Annotated in this window: 15 protein-coding genes; 14 read left to right on the top strand and 1 reads right to left on the bottom strand. The window is 71.1% G+C overall.

Going from position 1 to position 17,177, the window contains the following annotated elements; all coding sequences use genetic code 11:
- Positions 1-19: 19 nt before the first annotated feature.
- Positions 20-961: a cation diffusion facilitator family transporter gene (locus tag B082_RS0114085; RefSeq protein ID WP_018552446.1), complete on the bottom strand. Its 942-nt coding sequence runs from the start codon at positions 959-961 to the stop codon at positions 20-22.
- Between the two features lie 437 nt (positions 962-1,398).
- Here B082_RS0114085 and B082_RS0114080 point away from each other — a divergent pair, with 437 nt between their 5' ends.
- The 14 genes from B082_RS0114080 to hpnH all read left to right on the top strand — a co-directional run bounded on the left by B082_RS0114080 (position 1,399) and on the right by hpnH (position 17,159).
- Entirely contained in the window at positions 1,399-3,177 is a 1,779-nt protein-coding gene (locus B082_RS0114080; RefSeq protein WP_420707681.1) for a DUF5941 domain-containing protein, read from the top strand.
- Positions 3,174-3,911 (top strand): sugar phosphate nucleotidyltransferase, encoded by a 738-nt coding sequence (locus B082_RS0114075; protein ID WP_018552444.1) that lies wholly within the window; start codon positions 3,174-3,176, stop codon positions 3,909-3,911. The genes B082_RS0114080 and B082_RS0114075 overlap by 4 nt, the downstream gene beginning before the upstream one ends.
- Positions 3,899-4,960, top strand: a complete 1,062-nt coding sequence (locus B082_RS0114070; RefSeq protein WP_018552443.1) for an iron-containing alcohol dehydrogenase family protein — start codon at positions 3,899-3,901, stop codon at positions 4,958-4,960. Before B082_RS0114075 ends, B082_RS0114070 begins: the two co-directional genes overlap by 13 nt.
- A complete protein-coding gene (locus B082_RS0114065) occupies positions 4,938-5,717 on the top strand; it encodes a CDP-alcohol phosphatidyltransferase family protein (protein ID WP_026249778.1) in 780 nt (259 codons plus the stop codon). The genes B082_RS0114070 and B082_RS0114065 overlap by 23 nt, the downstream gene beginning before the upstream one ends.
- Before the next feature lie 8 nt (positions 5,718-5,725).
- Positions 5,726-6,598 carry a glycosyltransferase family 2 protein gene (locus B082_RS0114060; protein ID WP_018552441.1) on the top strand — a complete coding sequence of 291 codons (873 nt, stop codon included), beginning with the start codon at positions 5,726-5,728 and terminating at the stop codon, positions 6,596-6,598.
- A gap of 106 nt (positions 6,599-6,704) precedes the next feature.
- Positions 6,705-7,634: an ABC transporter permease gene (locus tag B082_RS0114055; protein WP_018552440.1), complete on the top strand. Its 930-nt coding sequence runs from the start codon at positions 6,705-6,707 to the stop codon at positions 7,632-7,634.
- Positions 7,627-8,415 (top strand): ABC transporter ATP-binding protein, encoded by a 789-nt coding sequence (locus tag B082_RS0114050; RefSeq protein ID WP_018552439.1) that lies wholly within the window; start codon positions 7,627-7,629, stop codon positions 8,413-8,415. Before B082_RS0114055 ends, B082_RS0114050 begins: the two co-directional genes overlap by 8 nt.
- A gap of 445 nt (positions 8,416-8,860) precedes the next feature.
- A complete protein-coding gene (gene hpnC / locus B082_RS0114045; RefSeq protein WP_018552438.1) occupies positions 8,861-9,781 on the top strand; it encodes a squalene synthase HpnC in 921 nt (306 codons plus the stop codon).
- Positions 9,782-9,810: 29 nt separating this feature from the next.
- The gene (gene hpnD / locus B082_RS0114040) at positions 9,811-10,731 is read left to right on the top strand and encodes a presqualene diphosphate synthase HpnD (RefSeq protein WP_199783799.1); all 921 of its coding nucleotides are present in this window, start codon (positions 9,811-9,813) and stop codon (positions 10,729-10,731) included.
- A 134-nt stretch (positions 10,732-10,865) separates the two neighbouring features.
- The gene (gene hpnE / locus B082_RS0114035) at positions 10,866-12,254 is read left to right on the top strand and encodes a hydroxysqualene dehydroxylase HpnE (RefSeq protein WP_018552436.1); all 1,389 of its coding nucleotides are present in this window, start codon (positions 10,866-10,868) and stop codon (positions 12,252-12,254) included.
- A complete protein-coding gene (locus tag B082_RS0114030) occupies positions 12,251-13,357 on the top strand; it encodes a polyprenyl synthetase family protein (RefSeq protein ID WP_199783798.1) in 1,107 nt (368 codons plus the stop codon). Before hpnE ends, B082_RS0114030 begins: the two co-directional genes overlap by 4 nt.
- A gap of 108 nt (positions 13,358-13,465) precedes the next feature.
- A complete protein-coding gene (shc, locus tag B082_RS0114025; RefSeq protein ID WP_026249777.1) occupies positions 13,466-15,469 on the top strand; it encodes a squalene--hopene cyclase in 2,004 nt (667 codons plus the stop codon).
- Positions 15,469-16,134, top strand: coding sequence for a hypothetical protein (locus tag B082_RS0114020; RefSeq protein ID WP_018552433.1), 666 nt, complete (start codon positions 15,469-15,471; stop codon positions 16,132-16,134). The genes shc and B082_RS0114020 overlap by 1 nt, the downstream gene beginning before the upstream one ends.
- A 5-nt stretch (positions 16,135-16,139) precedes the next feature.
- On the top strand, positions 16,140-17,159 hold the full coding sequence (gene hpnH, locus B082_RS0114015) for an adenosyl-hopene transferase HpnH (protein ID WP_018552432.1): 1,020 nt from the start codon (positions 16,140-16,142) through the stop codon (positions 17,157-17,159).
- Positions 17,160-17,177: the final 18 nt, after the last annotated feature.

Here is a 17,177-nt window from a genome sequence, read left to right as displayed (position 1 = left end):
GGTTTTCCCGGCCGAGGGGTCAGTGGCAGAGCTTCGCCTCGTGCTCGGCGTGGCCGCTCGGCTCCAGTTGGAAGGTGCAGTGCTCGACGTCGAAGTGGTCCCCGAGGCAGCCCTGCAACTCGTGCAGCAGCTTCTCGTGGCCCATCGAGTCCAGCAGATCCTGGTGCACCACCACATGGGCGGAGAGCACCGGCATCCCCGAGGTGATCGTCCATGCGTGCAGGTCGTGGACGTCCAGGACACCGGGCAGCGCAGTGATGTGGTCGCGTACCTCACCCATGTCGACGCCCCGGGGGGCCGCCTCCAGGAGCACGTTCAGCGTCTCGCGCAGGAGCCGTACCGTACGCGGGACGATCATGAGGCCGATGACCAGCGAGGCGATGGGGTCCGCGGCCTGCCAGCCGGTCGCCATCACGATGCCCGCCGACGCCAGCACCGTGACCGAGCCGAGCGTGTCCGCCAGCACCTCCAGGTAGGCACCGCGCACATTGAGGCTGTCCTTCTGCCCGCGCGTCAGCAGCGAAAGCGACACCACGTTGGCGACCAGGCCCACCAGCGCGAAGGCGATGGTCAGTCCGCCCCGGGTCTCGGTCGGGCTGACGAAGCGCTCCACCGCCTCGAAGAGCAGATAGCCGCCCACCCCGAGCAGCAGGCAGCAGTTGGCGAGCGCGGCCAGGATCTCCGCCCGTGCGTAGCCGAAGGTGCGGTTCGGGCCGGCCGGCCGGTTGGCGAAGTGGATCGCCAGCAGTGCCAGGCCGAGCCCCAGGGAGTCGGTCGCCATGTGCGCCGCGTCGGCGATCAGCGCGAGGGAGCCGGACAGCAGTCCACCGACGACCTCCATGACCGTCACGGCCAGGGTGATGCACAGCGCGATGCGCAGCCGCCCCTTGTGCGCGGCGGCCGCGGTGCCGGTGGGCGCGGGACCGCCGTGTACATGCCCGTGGTCGTGCCCAGCCCCCATGGGGACGCCTCCCGGTCGTCTCGCGGACCCGGTGCGGTCGCCCCGGGCGCTGCCCAGTCAACTACGGGCGGGGGGTATCGGGCAACACGGCACTGAACACCGTTGTCATTGGCTCTGACCTGCGCAAATGCCCGCAGGTCAGCCGGGTGGAGCAGCCCGCCCGACGGCTGGTCCCGCAGACGGCCGCAGCCGGTGTTTTGTCAGGTGAGGCGGCCATCGACGATGATGATCGCCGGGCGGCGCGCATGATCCGGCTCCACCCGGAACGGAGCACAAACGGGCAGTGAACTCCCGCTTCCGTTCATCCGATAGCCTCTGCCGACATGCCGCCGGCCGCATCAGGCCGCACTGTCGCGTGCCGATCCGTGTCAGCACCCAAGGAGTGAGTTCGTCTGTCGACCGCCATTCTCACAGGTGCTCCGCTGCCCGGATCGTCACTGGAGGACGATCTTCGGTCGCTGGGCTTCGACGTCCGGGCAGCCACCGACGTCACCGAAGCCGCCGGGCTGCTGTCCACCGTGCCGCCCGCACACCGGGTCGCCCTCGTCGACCCCCGCTTCGTCGGCCACCGCCACGCCCTGCGGCTCGCCCTCACCGACCCCCGCTTCCCCGCGGCGGCCGTCCCCGGCGCCCTGACCGCACAGGCCGAAGCGCGCCCCGCCCTCGTCAGCGCCCTGCGCACCACCACCGAGGCGGTCGGCGCCGGCGTGCCCGCGGGCGGCACCGCCACGGTCACCGACCGCACCGTCCCCGGCCGGCTCGCGGCCACCATGGAGGCCGAGGGCACCGAGGTGCAGCGCCCCGAGCTGGGCTCCCTCGTCGCCACCGTGCCCACCGACGAGGCCGCCCGCGCCGCCGCCCGCTCGGGCGTCGAGGCCGTGGACGACGAGGCGGTCCGGCTGCGCAGCGCCGTGAAGGCCCGCGACGGCTTCTTCACGACCCACTGCATCAGCCCGTACTCGCGCTACATCGCCCGCTGGTGCGCCCGCCGGGGCCTCACCCCGAACCAGGTCACCACCGCCTCGCTGCTCACGGCGCTCGTCGCGGCCGGCTGCGCGGCCACCGGCACCCGCGGCGGCTATGTCGCGGCGGGCCTCCTGCTCCTGTTCTCGTTCGTCCTGGACTGCACCGACGGGCAGCTCGCCCGCTACTCGCTCCAGTACTCCACGATGGGCGCCTGGCTGGACGCCACCTTCGACCGTGCCAAGGAGTACGCCTACTACGCGGGCCTCGCCCTCGGCGCGGCGCGCGGCGGCGACGACGTCTGGGCGCTGGCACTGGGCGCGATGGTCCTCCAGTCGTGCCGCCATGTCATCGATTTCTCGTTCAACGAGGCCAACCACGACGCGGTGGCGAACTCCAGCCCCACGGCCGCCCTCTCCGACAAGCTGGACAGCGTCGGCTGGACGGTCTGGGTGCGCCGGATGATCGTGCTCCCGATCGGTGAGCGCTGGGCGATGATCGCCGTGCTCACCGCGCTCACCACCCCGCGCATCGTCTTCTACGCCCTGCTGATCGGATGCGCCTTCGCGGCCTGCTACACCACCGCCGGCCGCCTCCTGCGCTCCCTGACCCGCAAGGCCCGCCGCACCGACCGCGCCGCCCAGGCCCTCGCGGACCTCGCCGACTCCGGCCCGCTCGCCGAACTCGTCGCCGCCCGCGGACCCCGCATCCCGGGCTCCTGGGGCGCCCCGGTGGTGGCCGTCGTCGGAGCCTGCGCCCTGATCGCCGCCGCGCTCCTGCAGCCCTTCGGCAGCCGGCAGATGATCATCGCCGCCGTCTTCTACGCGCTCTGCTCCGGCATAGCCGTGGCGCGGCCCCTCAAGGGCCCGCTCGACTGGCTCGTGCCGCCGGTCTTCCGTGCCGCCGAATACTGCACGATCCTCGCCCTGGCCGCGCGCAGCGACATCGACGGGGCGCTCCCCGCGGCCTTCGGGCTGGTCTCGGCCGTCGCCTACCATCACTACGACACGGTGTACCGCATCCGAGGCGGCACCGGTGCCCCGCCCCGGTGGCTGGTGCGCACCATCGGCGGACACGAGGGCCGGACCCTGGTCGTGGCCGTGTTCGCCGCCGTACTCACCGGAGCATCCGGCTTCACCACGGCGCTCACCGTGCTCGCCGTGGCCGTGGCACTGGTCGTGCTGGTGGAGTCCATCCGCTTCTGGGTGTCCTCCGGGGCCCCCGCCGTTCACGACGAAGGAGAACCCGCATGATCGGCCTCGTACTGGCAGCCGGCGCAGGACGGCGCCTGCGCCCCTACACCGACACACTGCCCAAGGCGCTCGTGCCGGTGGACGGCGACAAGACGATCCTCGACCTCACGCTGGCCAACTTCGCCGAGATCGGGCTCACCGAGGTCGCCGTCGTCGTCGGCTACCGCAAGGAGGCCGTCTACGCGCGCAAGGAGGAGCTGGAGGCGACGTACGGCCTGAAGCTCATCCTCATCGACAACGACAAGGCCGAGGAGTGGAACAACGCCTACTCCCTGTGGTGCGCCCGTGAGGTGCTGAAGCGCGGAGTGCTCCTGGCCAACGGCGACACCGTGCACCCGGTCTCCGTCGAGCGGACCCTGCTGGACGCGCGCGGCCAGGGCCAGAAGATCATCCTCGCCCTCGACACGGTGAAGAACCTCGCCGACGAGGAGATGAAGGTCGTCGTCGAGGACGGCAAGGGCGTCCGCCGGATCACCAAGCTGATGGACCCGGCCGAGGCGACCGGCGAGTACATCGGCCTCACCCTCATCGAGCCCGAGGCCGCCGAGGAACTGGCCGACGCGCTGAAGGCCACCTTCGAGCGCGACCCGGACCTCTACTACGAGGACGGCTACCAGGAGCTCGTCAACCGCGGCTTCACCGTCGACGTCGCCCCCATCGGTGACGTGAGCTGGGTCGAGATCGACAACCACGACGACCTCGCGAAGGGGCGGGAGATCGCGTGCCGGTACTGACACGACTCATCCCCTCCCCGGTCTTCGTCGACATCAGCCGGGGCGCCATGCACGACCTGGCCGGCCTCCTCGCCGACCAGCGGATCTCCGCGTCCGGCAAGCTCGCCATCGCGATCAGCGGCGGCTCGGGCCAGGCCCTGCGCGAGAAGCTGGCACCGGCCCTGCCGGGCGCCGACTGGTACTGCGTCGCGGGCGGCAGCATCGACGCGGCGGTCCAGCTGGCCGACGACATCAAGGGCAAGCGCTACGACGCCGTGGTCGGCCTCGGCGGCGGCAAGATCATCGACGTGGCGAAGTACGCCGCGGCCCGGGTCGGCCTGCCGCTGGTCTCGGTCGCCACCAACCTCGCCCACGACGGCCTGTGCTCACCCGTCGCCACCCTGGACAACGACAACGGCCGGGGCTCCTACGGCGTGCCCATGCCCATCGCGATGGTGATCGACCTGTCGGTGATCCGTGACGCCCCGGACCGCTTCGTGCGCTCCGGCATCGGCGACGCGATCTCCAACATCTCCGCCATCGCCGACTGGGAACTCTCGCACCAGGTCAACAGCGAGCAGATCGACGGCCTCGCCGCCGCCATGGCCCGTACCGCCGGCGAGGCGGTCCTGCGCCACCCCGGCACCGTCGCGGACGACGAGTTCCTCACCGTTCTCGCCGAGTCGCTGGTGCTCTCCGGCATCGCCATCTCGATCAGCGGCGACACCCGGCCCTCGTCCGGCGCCTGCCACGAGATCAGCCACGCCTTCGACCTGCTCTTCCCCAAGCGGGCCGCAAGCCACGGCGAGCAGGTGGGCCTCGGCGCCGCCTTCGCCATGCACCTGCGCGGGGCCCACCAGGAGTCCGGCCTCTTCGCCGAGGTGCTGCGCAGGCACGGCCTGCCGGTGCGGCCCGAGGAGATCGGCTTCACCGTCGAGGAGTTCGTCCAGGCCGTCGAGTACGCCCCCCAGACCCGTCCGGGACGTTTCACGGTCCTGGAACACCTCAGCCTGTCCACCGACCAGATCAGGGACGCGTACGCCGACTATGCCAAGACCATCAGTAGCTGAACTCCGCCCGGTCGTTCACCCCCCGGGCGTCAAGGACCGGCGCAGCGGTGAACACTGGGCGGGCCGGATATACATGCGCGAGATCTCGCTGCGCGTGGACCGGTACCTGGTGAACACCAAGGTGACGCCCAACCAGCTCACCTACCTGATGACCGTGGCCGGAGTACTCGCGGCGCCGGCCCTGCTCGTGCCCGGCATCACCGGCGCGGTGCTCGGTGTCGTCATGGTCCAGCTCTACCTGCTGCTCGACTGCGTCGACGGCGAGATAGCGCGCTGGAAGAAGCAGTTCTCGCTCGGCGGCGTCTACCTGGACCGCGTCGGCGCCTACCTGTGCGACGCGGCCGTGCTCGTCGGCTTCGGGCTGCGCGCCGCCGACCTGTGGGGCACCGGGCGCATCGACTGGCTCTGGGCGTTCCTCGGTACGCTCGCCGCGCTCGGCGCGATCCTGATCAAGGCCGAGACGGACCTGGTCGGCGTCGCCCGCCACCAGGGCGGGCTGCCGCCCGTCAAGGAGTCCGCGTCCGAGCCGCGCTCCTCCGGCATGGCGCTCGCCCGCCGGGCCGCCGGCGCGCTCAAGTTCCACCGGCTGATCCTGTGCGTCGAGGCATCGCTGGTCATCCTGGTCGCGGCCGTTCTGGACGAGGTGCGGGACGACTTCTTCTTCAGCCGTCTCGCGGTCGCGGTCCTGGCCGGCATCGCCCTGCTGCAGACCCTGCTGCACCTCGTGTCGGTCATGGCATCGAGCAGGCTGAAGTGAGCACACCCATGAAACTCGGCGCGGTCATCATCACGATGGGCAACCGCCCGGCCGAGCTGCGCGCCCTGCTCGACTCGGTCGCCGCCCAGAAGGGCGACCGGATCGAGGTGGTCGTCGTCGGCAACGGCTCACCCGTCCCCGACGTCCCCGCGGGCGTGCGCACCGTCGAGCTGCCCGAGAACCTCGGCATCCCGGGCGGCCGGAACGTCGGCATCGAGGCCTTCGGGCCCTCCGGCGCCGACGTGGACGCCCTGCTCTTCCTGGACGACGACGGGCTGCTGCCCCTCATCGACACCGCCGAGCTGTGCCGGCAGGCCTTCGCGGACGATCCCCGGCTCGGCATCATCAGCTTCCGGATCGCCGACCCGGAGACCGGTGTCACCCAGCGCCGGCACGTGCCCCGGCTGCGCGCCGCCGATCCGATGCGCTCGTCGCGGGTGACGACGTTCCTGGGCGGCGCCAACGCGGTGCGCACCCGGGTCCTCGCCGAGGTCGGCCCGCTGCCCGGCGACTTCTTCTACGCGCACGAGGAGACCGACCTCGCCTGGCGGGCGCTGGACGCCGGCTGGCTCATCGACTACCGCGCGGACATGGTCCTGCACCACCCCGCCACGGCCCCGTCCCGGCACGCCGTCTACCACCGCATGGTGGCCCGCAACCGGGTCTGGCTGGCCCGGCGCAATCTGCCCGCGCCCCTCGTCCCGGTGTACCTGGGCGTGTGGATGCTGCTGACGCTGCTGCGCAGGCCGTCCGGCGAGGCGCTGAAGGCCTGGTTCGGCGGCTTCCGGGAGGGCTGGACGACCCCGTGCGGACCCCGCCGCCCGATGAAGTGGCGTACGGTGTGGCGACTGACCAGGCTAGGCCGCCCTCCGGTGATCTGAGAGGCTCGCCTCTGGGAGCATGAGGCGTATTTTTCTTGTCGGGACCTGTCCGCCCTGAGCCGCGCCCGCGACTGGCTGCGCATTTTGAATACGAGAGTTTCTTCTGGTGAGTGACACAACCCATGGTGGTGCGGTTGCGCTGGGCAGCCCGCCATCGGCCGACGACGGCCTGAGCGCGGCCGAGCTGGCCGCGAAGTACGGTCTGGCGGTCAGCGGTGCCCGGCCCGGACTCCGTGAGTACGTGAGCCAGCTGCGCGGGAGGCGCCATTTCATCCTGGCGTTCTCCCGGGCGAAGCTGACCGCCCAGTACAGCCAGGCGAAGCTGGGGCAGCTGTGGCAAGTGGCGACCCCGCTCCTGAACGCCGCGGTCTACTTCCTCATCTTCGGGCTGATCCTGGGCACGAAGAAGGGCTTCACGCAGGACGTCTTCATCCCGTTCCTGGTGACCGGGGTGTTCGTCTTCACCTTCACCCAGAGTTCCGTGATGGCCGGCGTCCGCTCCATCTCCGGGAACCTCGGCCTGGTCCGGGCACTGCACTTCCCGCGGGCCTCGCTGCCGATCTCCTTCTCGCTCCAGCAGCTCCAGCAACTGCTGTACTCGATGATCGTGCTGCTCGCGGTCACGGTCGGATTCGGCAGCTACCCGCGCCTGTCGTGGCTGCTGGTGATTCCGGCCCTGGTGATGCAGTTCTTCTTCAACACCGGACTGGCGCTCGCCATGGCGAGGATGGGAGCCAAGACCCCCGACCTGGCCCAGCTCATGCCGTTCGTCATGCGTACCTGGATGTACGCGTCCGGGGTCATGTTCTCCATCCCGGTGATGCTCGCGGACAAGCCGGCCTGGATCACCGACGTGCTCCAGTACAACCCGGCGGCGATCTACATGGACCTGGTCCGGTTCGCGCTGATCGACGGTTACGGCTCCGAGAACCTGCCCGAGCACGTCTGGGCGGTCGCCCTGGCCTGGTCGATCGTGGTGGGCCTGGTGGGCTTCGTGTACTTCTGGAAGGCAGAGGAACGGTACGGCCGTGGCTGACGACAACACCGCGGGGCGCGTCCCCACCGTGATCGCCGACGACGTGCACATCGTGTACCGGGTCAACGGCGGCGGCGGTGGCAAGGGCGGAGCCACCGCGGCCCTGAGCCGGATTCTGCGCCGCGACAAGGGCGTGGAGCAGCGCGGGGTGCGCAAGGTCCACGCCGTGCGCGGCGTCACCTTCACCGCCTACCGGGGCGAGGCGATCGGCCTCATCGGGACGAACGGCTCCGGCAAGTCGACCCTGCTGCGGGCCATCGCCGGCCTCCTGCCGACCGAGAGCGGCAGCGTCTACACGGACGGACAGCCCTCGCTGCTCGGCGTCAACGCGGCGCTGATGAGCGACCTGACCGGCGAGCGCAACGTGGTCCTGGGCGGCCTGGCGATGGGGATGAGCCGCGAGGAGATCCGCGAGCGCTACCAGTCGATCGTCGACTTCTCCGGCATCAACGAGAAGGGCGACTTCATCACCCTGCCCATGCGCACCTATTCCTCCGGCATGGCCGCCCGCCTCCGCTTCTCCATCGCGGCCGCCAAGAACCACGACGTCCTCATGATCGACGAGGCCCTGGCGACCGGCGACCGCAAGTTCCAGATCCGCTCCGAGGCGCGGATCAGGGAGCTGCGCAAGGAGGCCGGGACCGTCTTCCTGGTGAGTCACAGCAACAAGTCGATCAGGGACACCTGCGACCGGGTGCTGTGGCTGGAGAAGGGCGAGCTGCTCATGGACGGCCCGACCGAAGAGGTCCTCAAGGCCTACGAGCGGGAGACCGGCAAGTAGGACGTATCACCCCTTGTCACGCACCGGGCGGCCTCCGCCGGACTCTTCCGGCGGGGGCCGCGCCGTGTCCGGATGGTGGACCGGAGCCCGGACGTCCACGCCTCGTCGTACGGGGCCCGGCGTGATCTCCTACCGCCGGATGACGTGAATGCCCTCCGGCGGTAGCAGAGTTGACGCGGGCCACGGACCCCGCAGCGTGCGGCCCGTACCCCGACGTTTGGATGAGCGTTGTACAACGTAAGCTGTACCGGTGCTGATTCGCCGCAAGTGGGGCGATACCGCCTGGGCGGACGGCCCGTAGTCGTCCTCCGCACTCGGGACGGCGGGCGGCGTGTCCGGAATGGGATGTTTTGGGTCAGCAGTGTAGAACGGGAGATGTGACGGCTATGACGGAAGATCTCCAGCTCCGAGGTGCTCACGCCGTCCCCGCGCAGGGCGGTCCGCAGTGACCCGTACCCGGCAGGCGCGGCTCGATACCGCCGCATCCGGAACTCTCGACAAGGCCGCCGCCGAGAACTTTCCGGTCGCCCCCTTCTTCCTGCCGCGCGCCTGGCGCGACGACCTGATGGCCGTCTACGGCTTCGCCCGGCTCGTGGACGACATCGGCGACGGCGACCTCGCCCCCGGCGGCGCCGACGCGGCCCACCTCGGGCTCGACCCCGTCCGGGCCGACGACCGGCTCGCGATGCTCGACGCGCTGGAGAGCGACCTGCGCCGCGTCTTCGCCACCACCGGCGAGACACCGCACCACCCGCTGATGCGCGCGCTGCGCCCCACCGTCCGCGACCGCGCCCTCACCCCCGAACCCTTCCTCGGTCTCATCGAGGCCAACCGGCAGGACCAGAAGGTCCGCCGCTACGGGACGTACGAGGAACTGCTCGCCTACTGCGAGCTCTCCGCCAACCCCGTGGGCCGCCTGGTCCTCCAGCTCACCGGGACCGCGAGCCCCGAACGGCTGCGCCGCTCCGACGCCGTGTGCACCGCACTGCAGATCGTCGAGCACCTCCAGGACGTCGCCGAGGACCTCGGCCGCGACCGCGTCTACCTGCCCGCCGAGGACATGGCCCGGTTCCACGTCGGCGAGGCCGACCTGGCGGCGCCCACCGCGAACGCCTCGGTGCGCGCACTGATCGCGTACGAAGCCGAACGCGCCCGGGATCTGCTGAATGAAGGCACCCCCCTCGTGGGTAGCGTCCACGGCAGGCTCAGGCTGCTTCTCGCCGGATTCGTGGGAGGAGGACGCGCCGCCCTCACCGCGATCGCGGCCGCCGGATTCGACGTACTGCCCGGACCACCCGGACCCACCAAGCCCAGCCTGCTGCGCGAAGTGGGAGTTGTCTTGCGAAGAGCGCGTAGAGAGGGGTGAGCCGGACCGTGGAGGGACAGACGACGTACATGTCGGCACCGGTACAGGCCGCATACAGTTACTGCGAGGCGGTCACCGGACAGCAGGCGCGTAACTTCGCCTACGGCATCAGGCTGCTGCCCACCGGGAAGCGGCAGGCCATGTCGGCCCTGTACGCCTTCTCCCGCCGTGTCGACGACATCGGCGACGGCGAACTGGAGCCGGAGACCAAGCGCGTCCGCCTGGAGAGCACCCGCACCCTGCTGGACCGCGTCCGCTCCGGCGCGGTCGAGGAGGACGACACTGACCCGGTGGCCGTCGCGCTCGCGGACGCCGCCCGCAGGTTCCCGCTGCCGCTCGAAGGGCTCGACGAGCTCATCGACGGCGTGCTGATGGACGTGCGCGGCGCGACCTACGAGACCTGGGACGACCTCAAGGTCTACTGCCGGTGCGTCGCGGGCGCCATCGGCCGCCTCAGCCTCGGCGTCTTCGGTACGGAACCGGGCGCACCCGGCACCGAGCGCGCCGCGGAGTACGCCGACACGCTGGGCCTCGCGCTCCAGCTGACGAACATCCTGCGCGACGTCCGCGAGGACGCCGGCAACGGACGCACCTACCTGCCCGCCGACGACCTCGCCAAGTTCGGCTGCTCCGAGGGCTTCCGCGGGGCCACCCCGCCGCCCGGCTCCGACTTCGCGGGCCTGATCCACTTCGAGGTCCGGCGCGCCCGCGCCCTGTTCGCCGAGGGATACCGGCTGCTGCCGATGCTCGACCGGCGCAGCGGGGCGTGCGTGGCGGCGATGGCCGGCATCTACCGCAGGCTCCTGGACCGCATCGAGCGCGACCCCGAGGCGGTGCTGCGCGGTCGGGTCTCGCTGCCGGGCCACGAGAAGGCGTACGTGGCGGTGCGTGGCCTGTCCGGACTCGACGCCCGCCACATCTCCCGGCGCACGGCCCGAGGGCGTGTCTGAATGCGCCTCACGTACATCTCACGCACCATGTGCATCAAGGATGAACGGTTCGGACGGCGGGCAACCCCCGGCCCGGCGACTGCGTCCCTGACTGGACGGACCGCATGGAAAAAGATCTGGCGAGAGGGGGACGCATGAGTGACGACGCGCCGCGCTCGTCCCGGGCGGTCGTGATCGGCGGCGGGATCGCCGGTGTCACGGCGGCTCTCCGCCTGGCCGACGCCGGGCTTGACGTGACCCTGCTCGAAGGACGCCCCCGGCTCGGCGGGCTCGCCTTCTCCTTCCGCCGCGGCGGACTGACGGTCGACAACGGACAGCACGTCTACCTGCGCTGCTGCACCGCCTATCGCTGGTTCCTCGACCGGATCGACAGCGCACAGCTGGCGCCCCTGCAAAACCGTTTGGACGTGCCGGTTCTCGATGTCGGCCGGGCCTCGGGGCCCCGCCTTGGACGGCTGCGCCGCAACGCGCTGCCCGTCCCGCTGCACCTCGCCGCCGGGCTCGCCGGGTATCCGCACCTGTCGCTCGCCGAACGGGCCGGCGTCGCACGGGCCGCGCTGGCGCTCGGCCGGCTCGACCCGGACGACCCCGCGCTCGACGAGGTCGACTTCGGCAGCTGGCTCGCCCGCCACGGCCAGTCGCCCCGCACCATCGAGGCCCTCTGGGACCTGGTCGGCGTCGCCACCCTCAACGCCACCGCCCCCAACTCCTCGCTCGCCCTGGCCGCGAAGGTCTTCAAGACCGGGCTGCTCTCCGAGCCGGGCGCCGCCGACATCGGCTGGGCCGCCGTACCGCTCGGCGACATCCACGACACCATGAGCCGCAAGGCCCTGGACTCCGCGGGCGTACGAACCGAACTGCGCACCAAGGCCGGCGCCCTGACCCGTACCGACGAGGGACGGTGGCTGGTCGACACCGGAGCCGAACGGATCGAGGCCGAGACCGTCGTGCTGGCCGTACCGCAGCGCGAGACCCACGGTCTGCTCCCCGAGGGCGCGCTCGACGCACCGGACCGGCTCCTGGACATCGGCACATCGCCGATCCTCAACGTCCACGTCGTCTACGACCGCAAGGTGCTCAAGCGGCCGTTCTTCGCCGCGCTCGGCTCGCCGGTCCAGTGGGTCTTCGACCGCACCGCCACGTCCGGCCTCACCGGGCCCGGCCAGTACCTCGCGGTCTCCCAGTCCGCGGCCGACGACGAGATCGACCTGCCCGTCGCCGAACTGCGCGCCCGCTACCTGCCCGAGCTCGAACGGCTCCTGCCGGCCGCCCGCGGCGCGGGAATCCGGGACTTCTTCGTCACCCGCGAGCGCACCGCGACCTTCGCGCCCGCGCCCGGCACCGGCCGGCTGCGGCCCGGGACGCGCACCCGCGCTCCCGGCCTCTTCCTGGCAGGCGCCTGGACCGCCACCGGCTGGCCCGCCACGATGGAGGGCGCGGTGCGCAGCGGCGCGAGCGCCGCGGACGCCGCGCTCCTGGCACTCGGCCGCTCCCATGAACATCCGCTGCAGGAGGCGGCATGAGCAGTACCACCGGAACAAGAGGAGAGTCAGTGACCCCGGCGAATCCGGCTTCCGACACCGTGGCGGACCACACCACGGACGTCACCGCGCTTCTGGAGCGCGGACGGGCCCTTTCCACGCCGGTGCTCCGGGCCGCCGTCGACCGGCTCGCACCGCCCATGGACACCGTGGCCGCCTATCACTTCGGCTGGATCGATGCCCAGGGCAGGCCCTCCGACGGTGACGGCGGCAAGGCCGTCCGCCCGGCGCTGGCCCTGCTGTCCGCGGAGGCGGCCGGTGCCGCGGCCGAGGCCGGAGTCCCCGGCGCCGTAGCCGTCGAACTCGTGCACAACTTCTCGCTGCTGCACGACGACCTGATGGACGGTGACGAGCAGCGCCGCCACCGCGACACCGTGTGGAAGGTGCACGGCCCCGCCCAGGCGATCCTGGTCGGTGACGCCTTGTTCGCCCTGGCCAACGAGGTCCTGCTGGAGCTCGGCACGCCCGAGGCGGGCCGCGCGGCCCGGCGGCTGACCTCGGCCACCCGCAAGCTCATCGACGGGCAGGCCCAGGACATCTCCTACGAGCACCGCGAGCGCGTCACCGTCGAGGAGTGCCTGGAGATGGAGGGCAACAAGACCGGCGCCCTCCTCGCCTGCGCCTGCTCCATCGGTGCGGTGCTCGGCGGAGCCGACGACCGTACCGCCGACGTCCTGGAGGCGTACGGCCACCACCTCGGGCTCGCCTTCCAGGCCGTCGACGACCTCCTCGGTATCTGGGGCGACCCCGAGTCCACGGGCAAGCAGACCTGGAGCGATCTGCGCCAGCGCAAGAAGTCGCTGCCGGTCGTCGCCGCGCTCGCCGCCGGCGGGCCGGCCTCCGAGCGACTGGGCGAGCTGCTGTCGGCGGACGCCAAGAGCAGTGACTTCGACAGCTTCTCCGAAGAGGAGTTCGCCGCCCGTGCGGCGCTCATCGAGGAGGCGGGCGGCCGTGAGTGGACCGCCCAGGAGGCGCGTCGTCAGCATGCGGTCGCCATCGAGGTGCTGCACGGTGTCGACATGCCGGAAACCGTGCGGGCGCAGCTCACCGCGCTCGCGGACTTCGTCGTTGTACGAAAGAGATGATCACCATCTGGTCCATATGACTCGCAGTCGCCGGCCGGCGCCCCGCACGGGACGCCGGCCGACGGAGACCCCAGCACAGCAGAGGACAAACTGCACGGAGGGGAAGCCATGACAGCGACGACCGACGGAAGCACCGGGGCTGTGGATCCCCGAGCGGCCTCGGCCAGTAGACCGACAACCGAATCAACCATCGCCGCGGACGCCGTACTGGCCGCCGCGCGGCGGGCCGCGGAGCGCTCGGTGGAGCACCTCCTCGGCAGGCAGGACGAGCAGGGCTGGTGGAAGGGCGACCTGGCCACCAACGTCACGATGGACGCCGAGGACCTTCTGCTCCGCCAGTTCCTCGGCATCCAGGACCCGGACACGGTCCGGGCGGCCGGCCACTACATCCGGGGCGAGCAGCTCGGCGACGGCACCTGGGCCACCTTCCACGGCGGCCCCGGGGACCTCTCCGCCACCATCGAGGCGTACGTGGCGCTGCGGCTGGCCGGCGACCGGCCGGAGGACCCCCATATGCTCCGGGCCGCCGGCTGGGTCCGGGAGCAGGGCGGGATCGCGGCGAGCCGGGTCTTCACCCGGATCTGGCTGGCCCTCTTCGGCTGGTGGAAGTGGGACGACCTGCCGGAGCTGCCGCCCGAGCTGATGTTCTTTCCCAAGTGGGCCCCGCTCAATATCTACGACTTCGGCTGCTGGGCCCGCCAGACCATTGTGCCGCTGACCGTCGTCTCGGCGAAGCGGCCGGTACGCCCGGCCCCGTTCGCCCTGGACGAGCTGCACACCGACCCCGAGCATCCGAACCCGCCCAAACGCCCGGCCCCGGCGGCGAGTTGGGACGGAATTTTCCAGCGTCTCGACAAGGCGCTGCATGTCTACCACCGCTTCGCGCCGCGCCGGCTGCGCCGCGTCGCCATGAATGCCGCAGCCCGCTGGATCATCGAACGCCAGGAGAACGACGGCTGCTGGGGCGGCATCCAGCCGCCCGCCGTCTACTCGGTCATCGCCCTGCACCTCCTCGGCTACGACCTCGAACACCCGGTGATGCGGGCCGGGCTCGAATCGCTCGACCGCTTCGCCGTGTGGCGCGAGGACGGCGCCCGCATGATCGAGGCCTGTCAGTCGCCGGTCTGGGACACCTGCCTGGCCACCATCGCGCTCGCCGACGCCGGGGTCGCCCCCGACCACCCGGCGCTCGTGAAGGCGGCGGACTGGATGCTCGGCGAGGAGATCGACCGGCCGGGCGACTGGGCGGTGCGCAGGCCCCGGCTGGAGCCGGGCGGCTGGGCCTTCGAATTCCACAATGACAACTACCCCGATATCGACGACACCGCGGAGGTGGTCCTCGCCCTGCGCCGGGTCCGCCACCCCGAACAGGCCCGGGTGGACGCCGCCATCGCGCGCGGCGTGCGCTGGAACGTCGGCATGCAGTCCCGCAACGGGGCCTGGGGGGCATTCGACGCGGACAACACCAGCGCGTTCCCCAACCGGTTGCCCTTCTGCGACTTCGGCGAGGTCATCGACCCGCCGTCCGCCGACGTCACCGGGCACGTGGTGGAGATGCTCGCCATCGAAGGCCACGCCGGCCACCCCGTCACCCGGCGCGGCATCGACTGGCTGCTCGCCGAACAGGACGCGGGCGGCGGCTGGTTCGGGCGTTGGGGCGTCAACTACGTATACGGAACGGGGTCGGTGGTCCCCGCCCTGATCGCCGCCGGACTGCCGGCCACGCACCCCGCGATCCGGCGCGCGGTCGACTGGCTGGAATCCGTCCAGAACGACGACGGCGGCTGGGGCGAGGACCTGCGCTCCTACGTCGAGGAGAAGTGGATCGGCCAGGGAGCCTCCACCGCCTCCCAGACCGCCTGGGCGCTGCTCGCGCTGCTCTCCGCCGGCCGGCGGGACACCGTCGCCGTGACACGCGGCATCGCCTGGCTGACCGAGACCCAGCAGGCCGACGGCTCGTGGGACGAGCCGTACTTCACCGGCACCGGCTTCCCCTGGGACTTCTCCATCAACTACCACCTCTACCGGCAGGTCTTCCCGCTCACCGCCCTCGGGCGGTACGTGCACGGCGAACCGTTCGCCGACCGCACGGCGACGCGCGAGGAGGCCTGATGGGCGATGGACCGGGGCCGGCCGGCCCCGCCGCCCCGCTGCTGATCGCCTGTGCGCTCGGCATCGAACAGCTCGCCCTGCGCACCGGCAGGGGGAGGGCGGGCAAGGCCCCGGAACGGGTCACCGTGCTCCGTACCGGCATGGGCCCCAAGGCGGCCGAAGCCGCCGTGGCGCGCGTGCTCGGCCGGAGCGGGGCCGGCGCGCCGGACACCGCGGTCATCGCCTCGGGGTTCTGCGCCGGCCTCGCGCCCGGGATGCACCCGGGCGATCTGGTGGTGGCCGAGGAGACCCGGGCGGCGGGGGACCCCGTCCGCTGCACGGGCACGGACCTGCTGGCCGAAGCGCTGGCCAGGGCCGTACCGGGACGCACCGTCCACACCGGTCCGCTGACCGGCTCCGATCATGTCGTCCGGGGACATGAGCGGGCCGAACTGCGGGCCACCGGGGCGATCGCGGTGGACATGGAGTCCGCCGCCACTCTGCGCACCGCCCTGCGGTCCGGGCCCCGCCCGGTTGCGGCCGTACGGGTGGTCGTGGACGCTCCGGAGCATGAGCTCGTCCGCATCGGCACGGTCCGCGGTGGAATATCGGCTTTCCGCGTCCTCCGTGCCGTACTACCGGCTTTTTATGAATGGCACCGATCTTTGCTGCTCCCCAGGAGGTGAGCTAGATGGCCATGCCGCTTCGTCAGACCATCAAGGTTGCGACGTACCTTGCCGAACAGAAGCTCCGCAGGCGGGAGAAGTTCCCGCTGATTGTCGAGCTCGAGCCACTGTTCGCCTGCAACCTTGCCTGCGAGGGCTGCGGGAAGATTCAGCATCCGGCCGGAGTCCTCAAGCAGCGCATGCCGGTGGCCCAGGCCGTCGGCGCGGTGCTCGAATCCGGCGCCCCGATGGTTTCCATCGCGGGCGGCGAACCGCTGATGCACCCGCAGATCGATGAAATCGTCCGCCAGCTCGTGGCGAAGAAGAAGTACGTCTTCCTCTGCACCAACGCCATGCTGCTGCGCAAGAAGATCGAGAAGTTCACCCCGTCGCCGTACTTCGCGTTCGCCGTGCACATCGACGGGCTGCGCGAGCGGCACGACGAGTCGGTCGCCAAGGAAGGGGTGTTCGACGAGGCCGTGGCGGCGATCAAGGAGGCCAAGCGGCGCGGCTTCCGGGTCACCACCAACTCCACGTTCTTCAACACCGACACCCCGCAGACCATCATCGAGGTCCTCAACTACCTCAACGACGACCTCAAGGTCGACGAGATGATGATCTCGCCCGCCTACGCGTACGAGAAGGCGCCCGACCAGGAGCACTTCCTGGGCGTCGAGCAGACTCGTGAGCTGTTCAAGAAGTCCTTCGCCGGGGGCAACCGCGGCCGGTGGCGCCTGAACCACTCGCCGCTCTTCCTGGACTTCCTGGAAGGCAAGGCGGACTTCCCGTGCACGGCGTGGGCCATCCCGAACTACTCGCTGTTCGGCTGGCAGCGGCCCTGCTACCTGATGAGCGACGGCTACGTGCCGACGTACCGCCAGCTCATCGAGGAGACCGACTGGGAGAAGTACGGCCGGGGCAAGGACCCGCGCTGCGCCAACTGCATGGCGCACTGCGGCTACGAGCCCACAGCCGTGCTCGCCACCATGGGGTCGCTGAAGGAGTCCCTGCGCGCCGCGCGGGAGACTGTCGTCGGGACCCGGTGAGCTGAGAGCCGGTCACCG

Origin of the sequence: Streptomyces sp. ATexAB-D23, assembly GCF_000373645.1 — a bacterium.
Classification (GTDB): Bacteria; Actinomycetota; Actinomycetes; order Streptomycetales; family Streptomycetaceae; genus Streptomyces; species Streptomyces castrisilvae.
The sequence above is the reverse complement of the archived record's forward strand: the minus strand, read 5'-3'. Positions and strand labels throughout refer to the sequence as shown.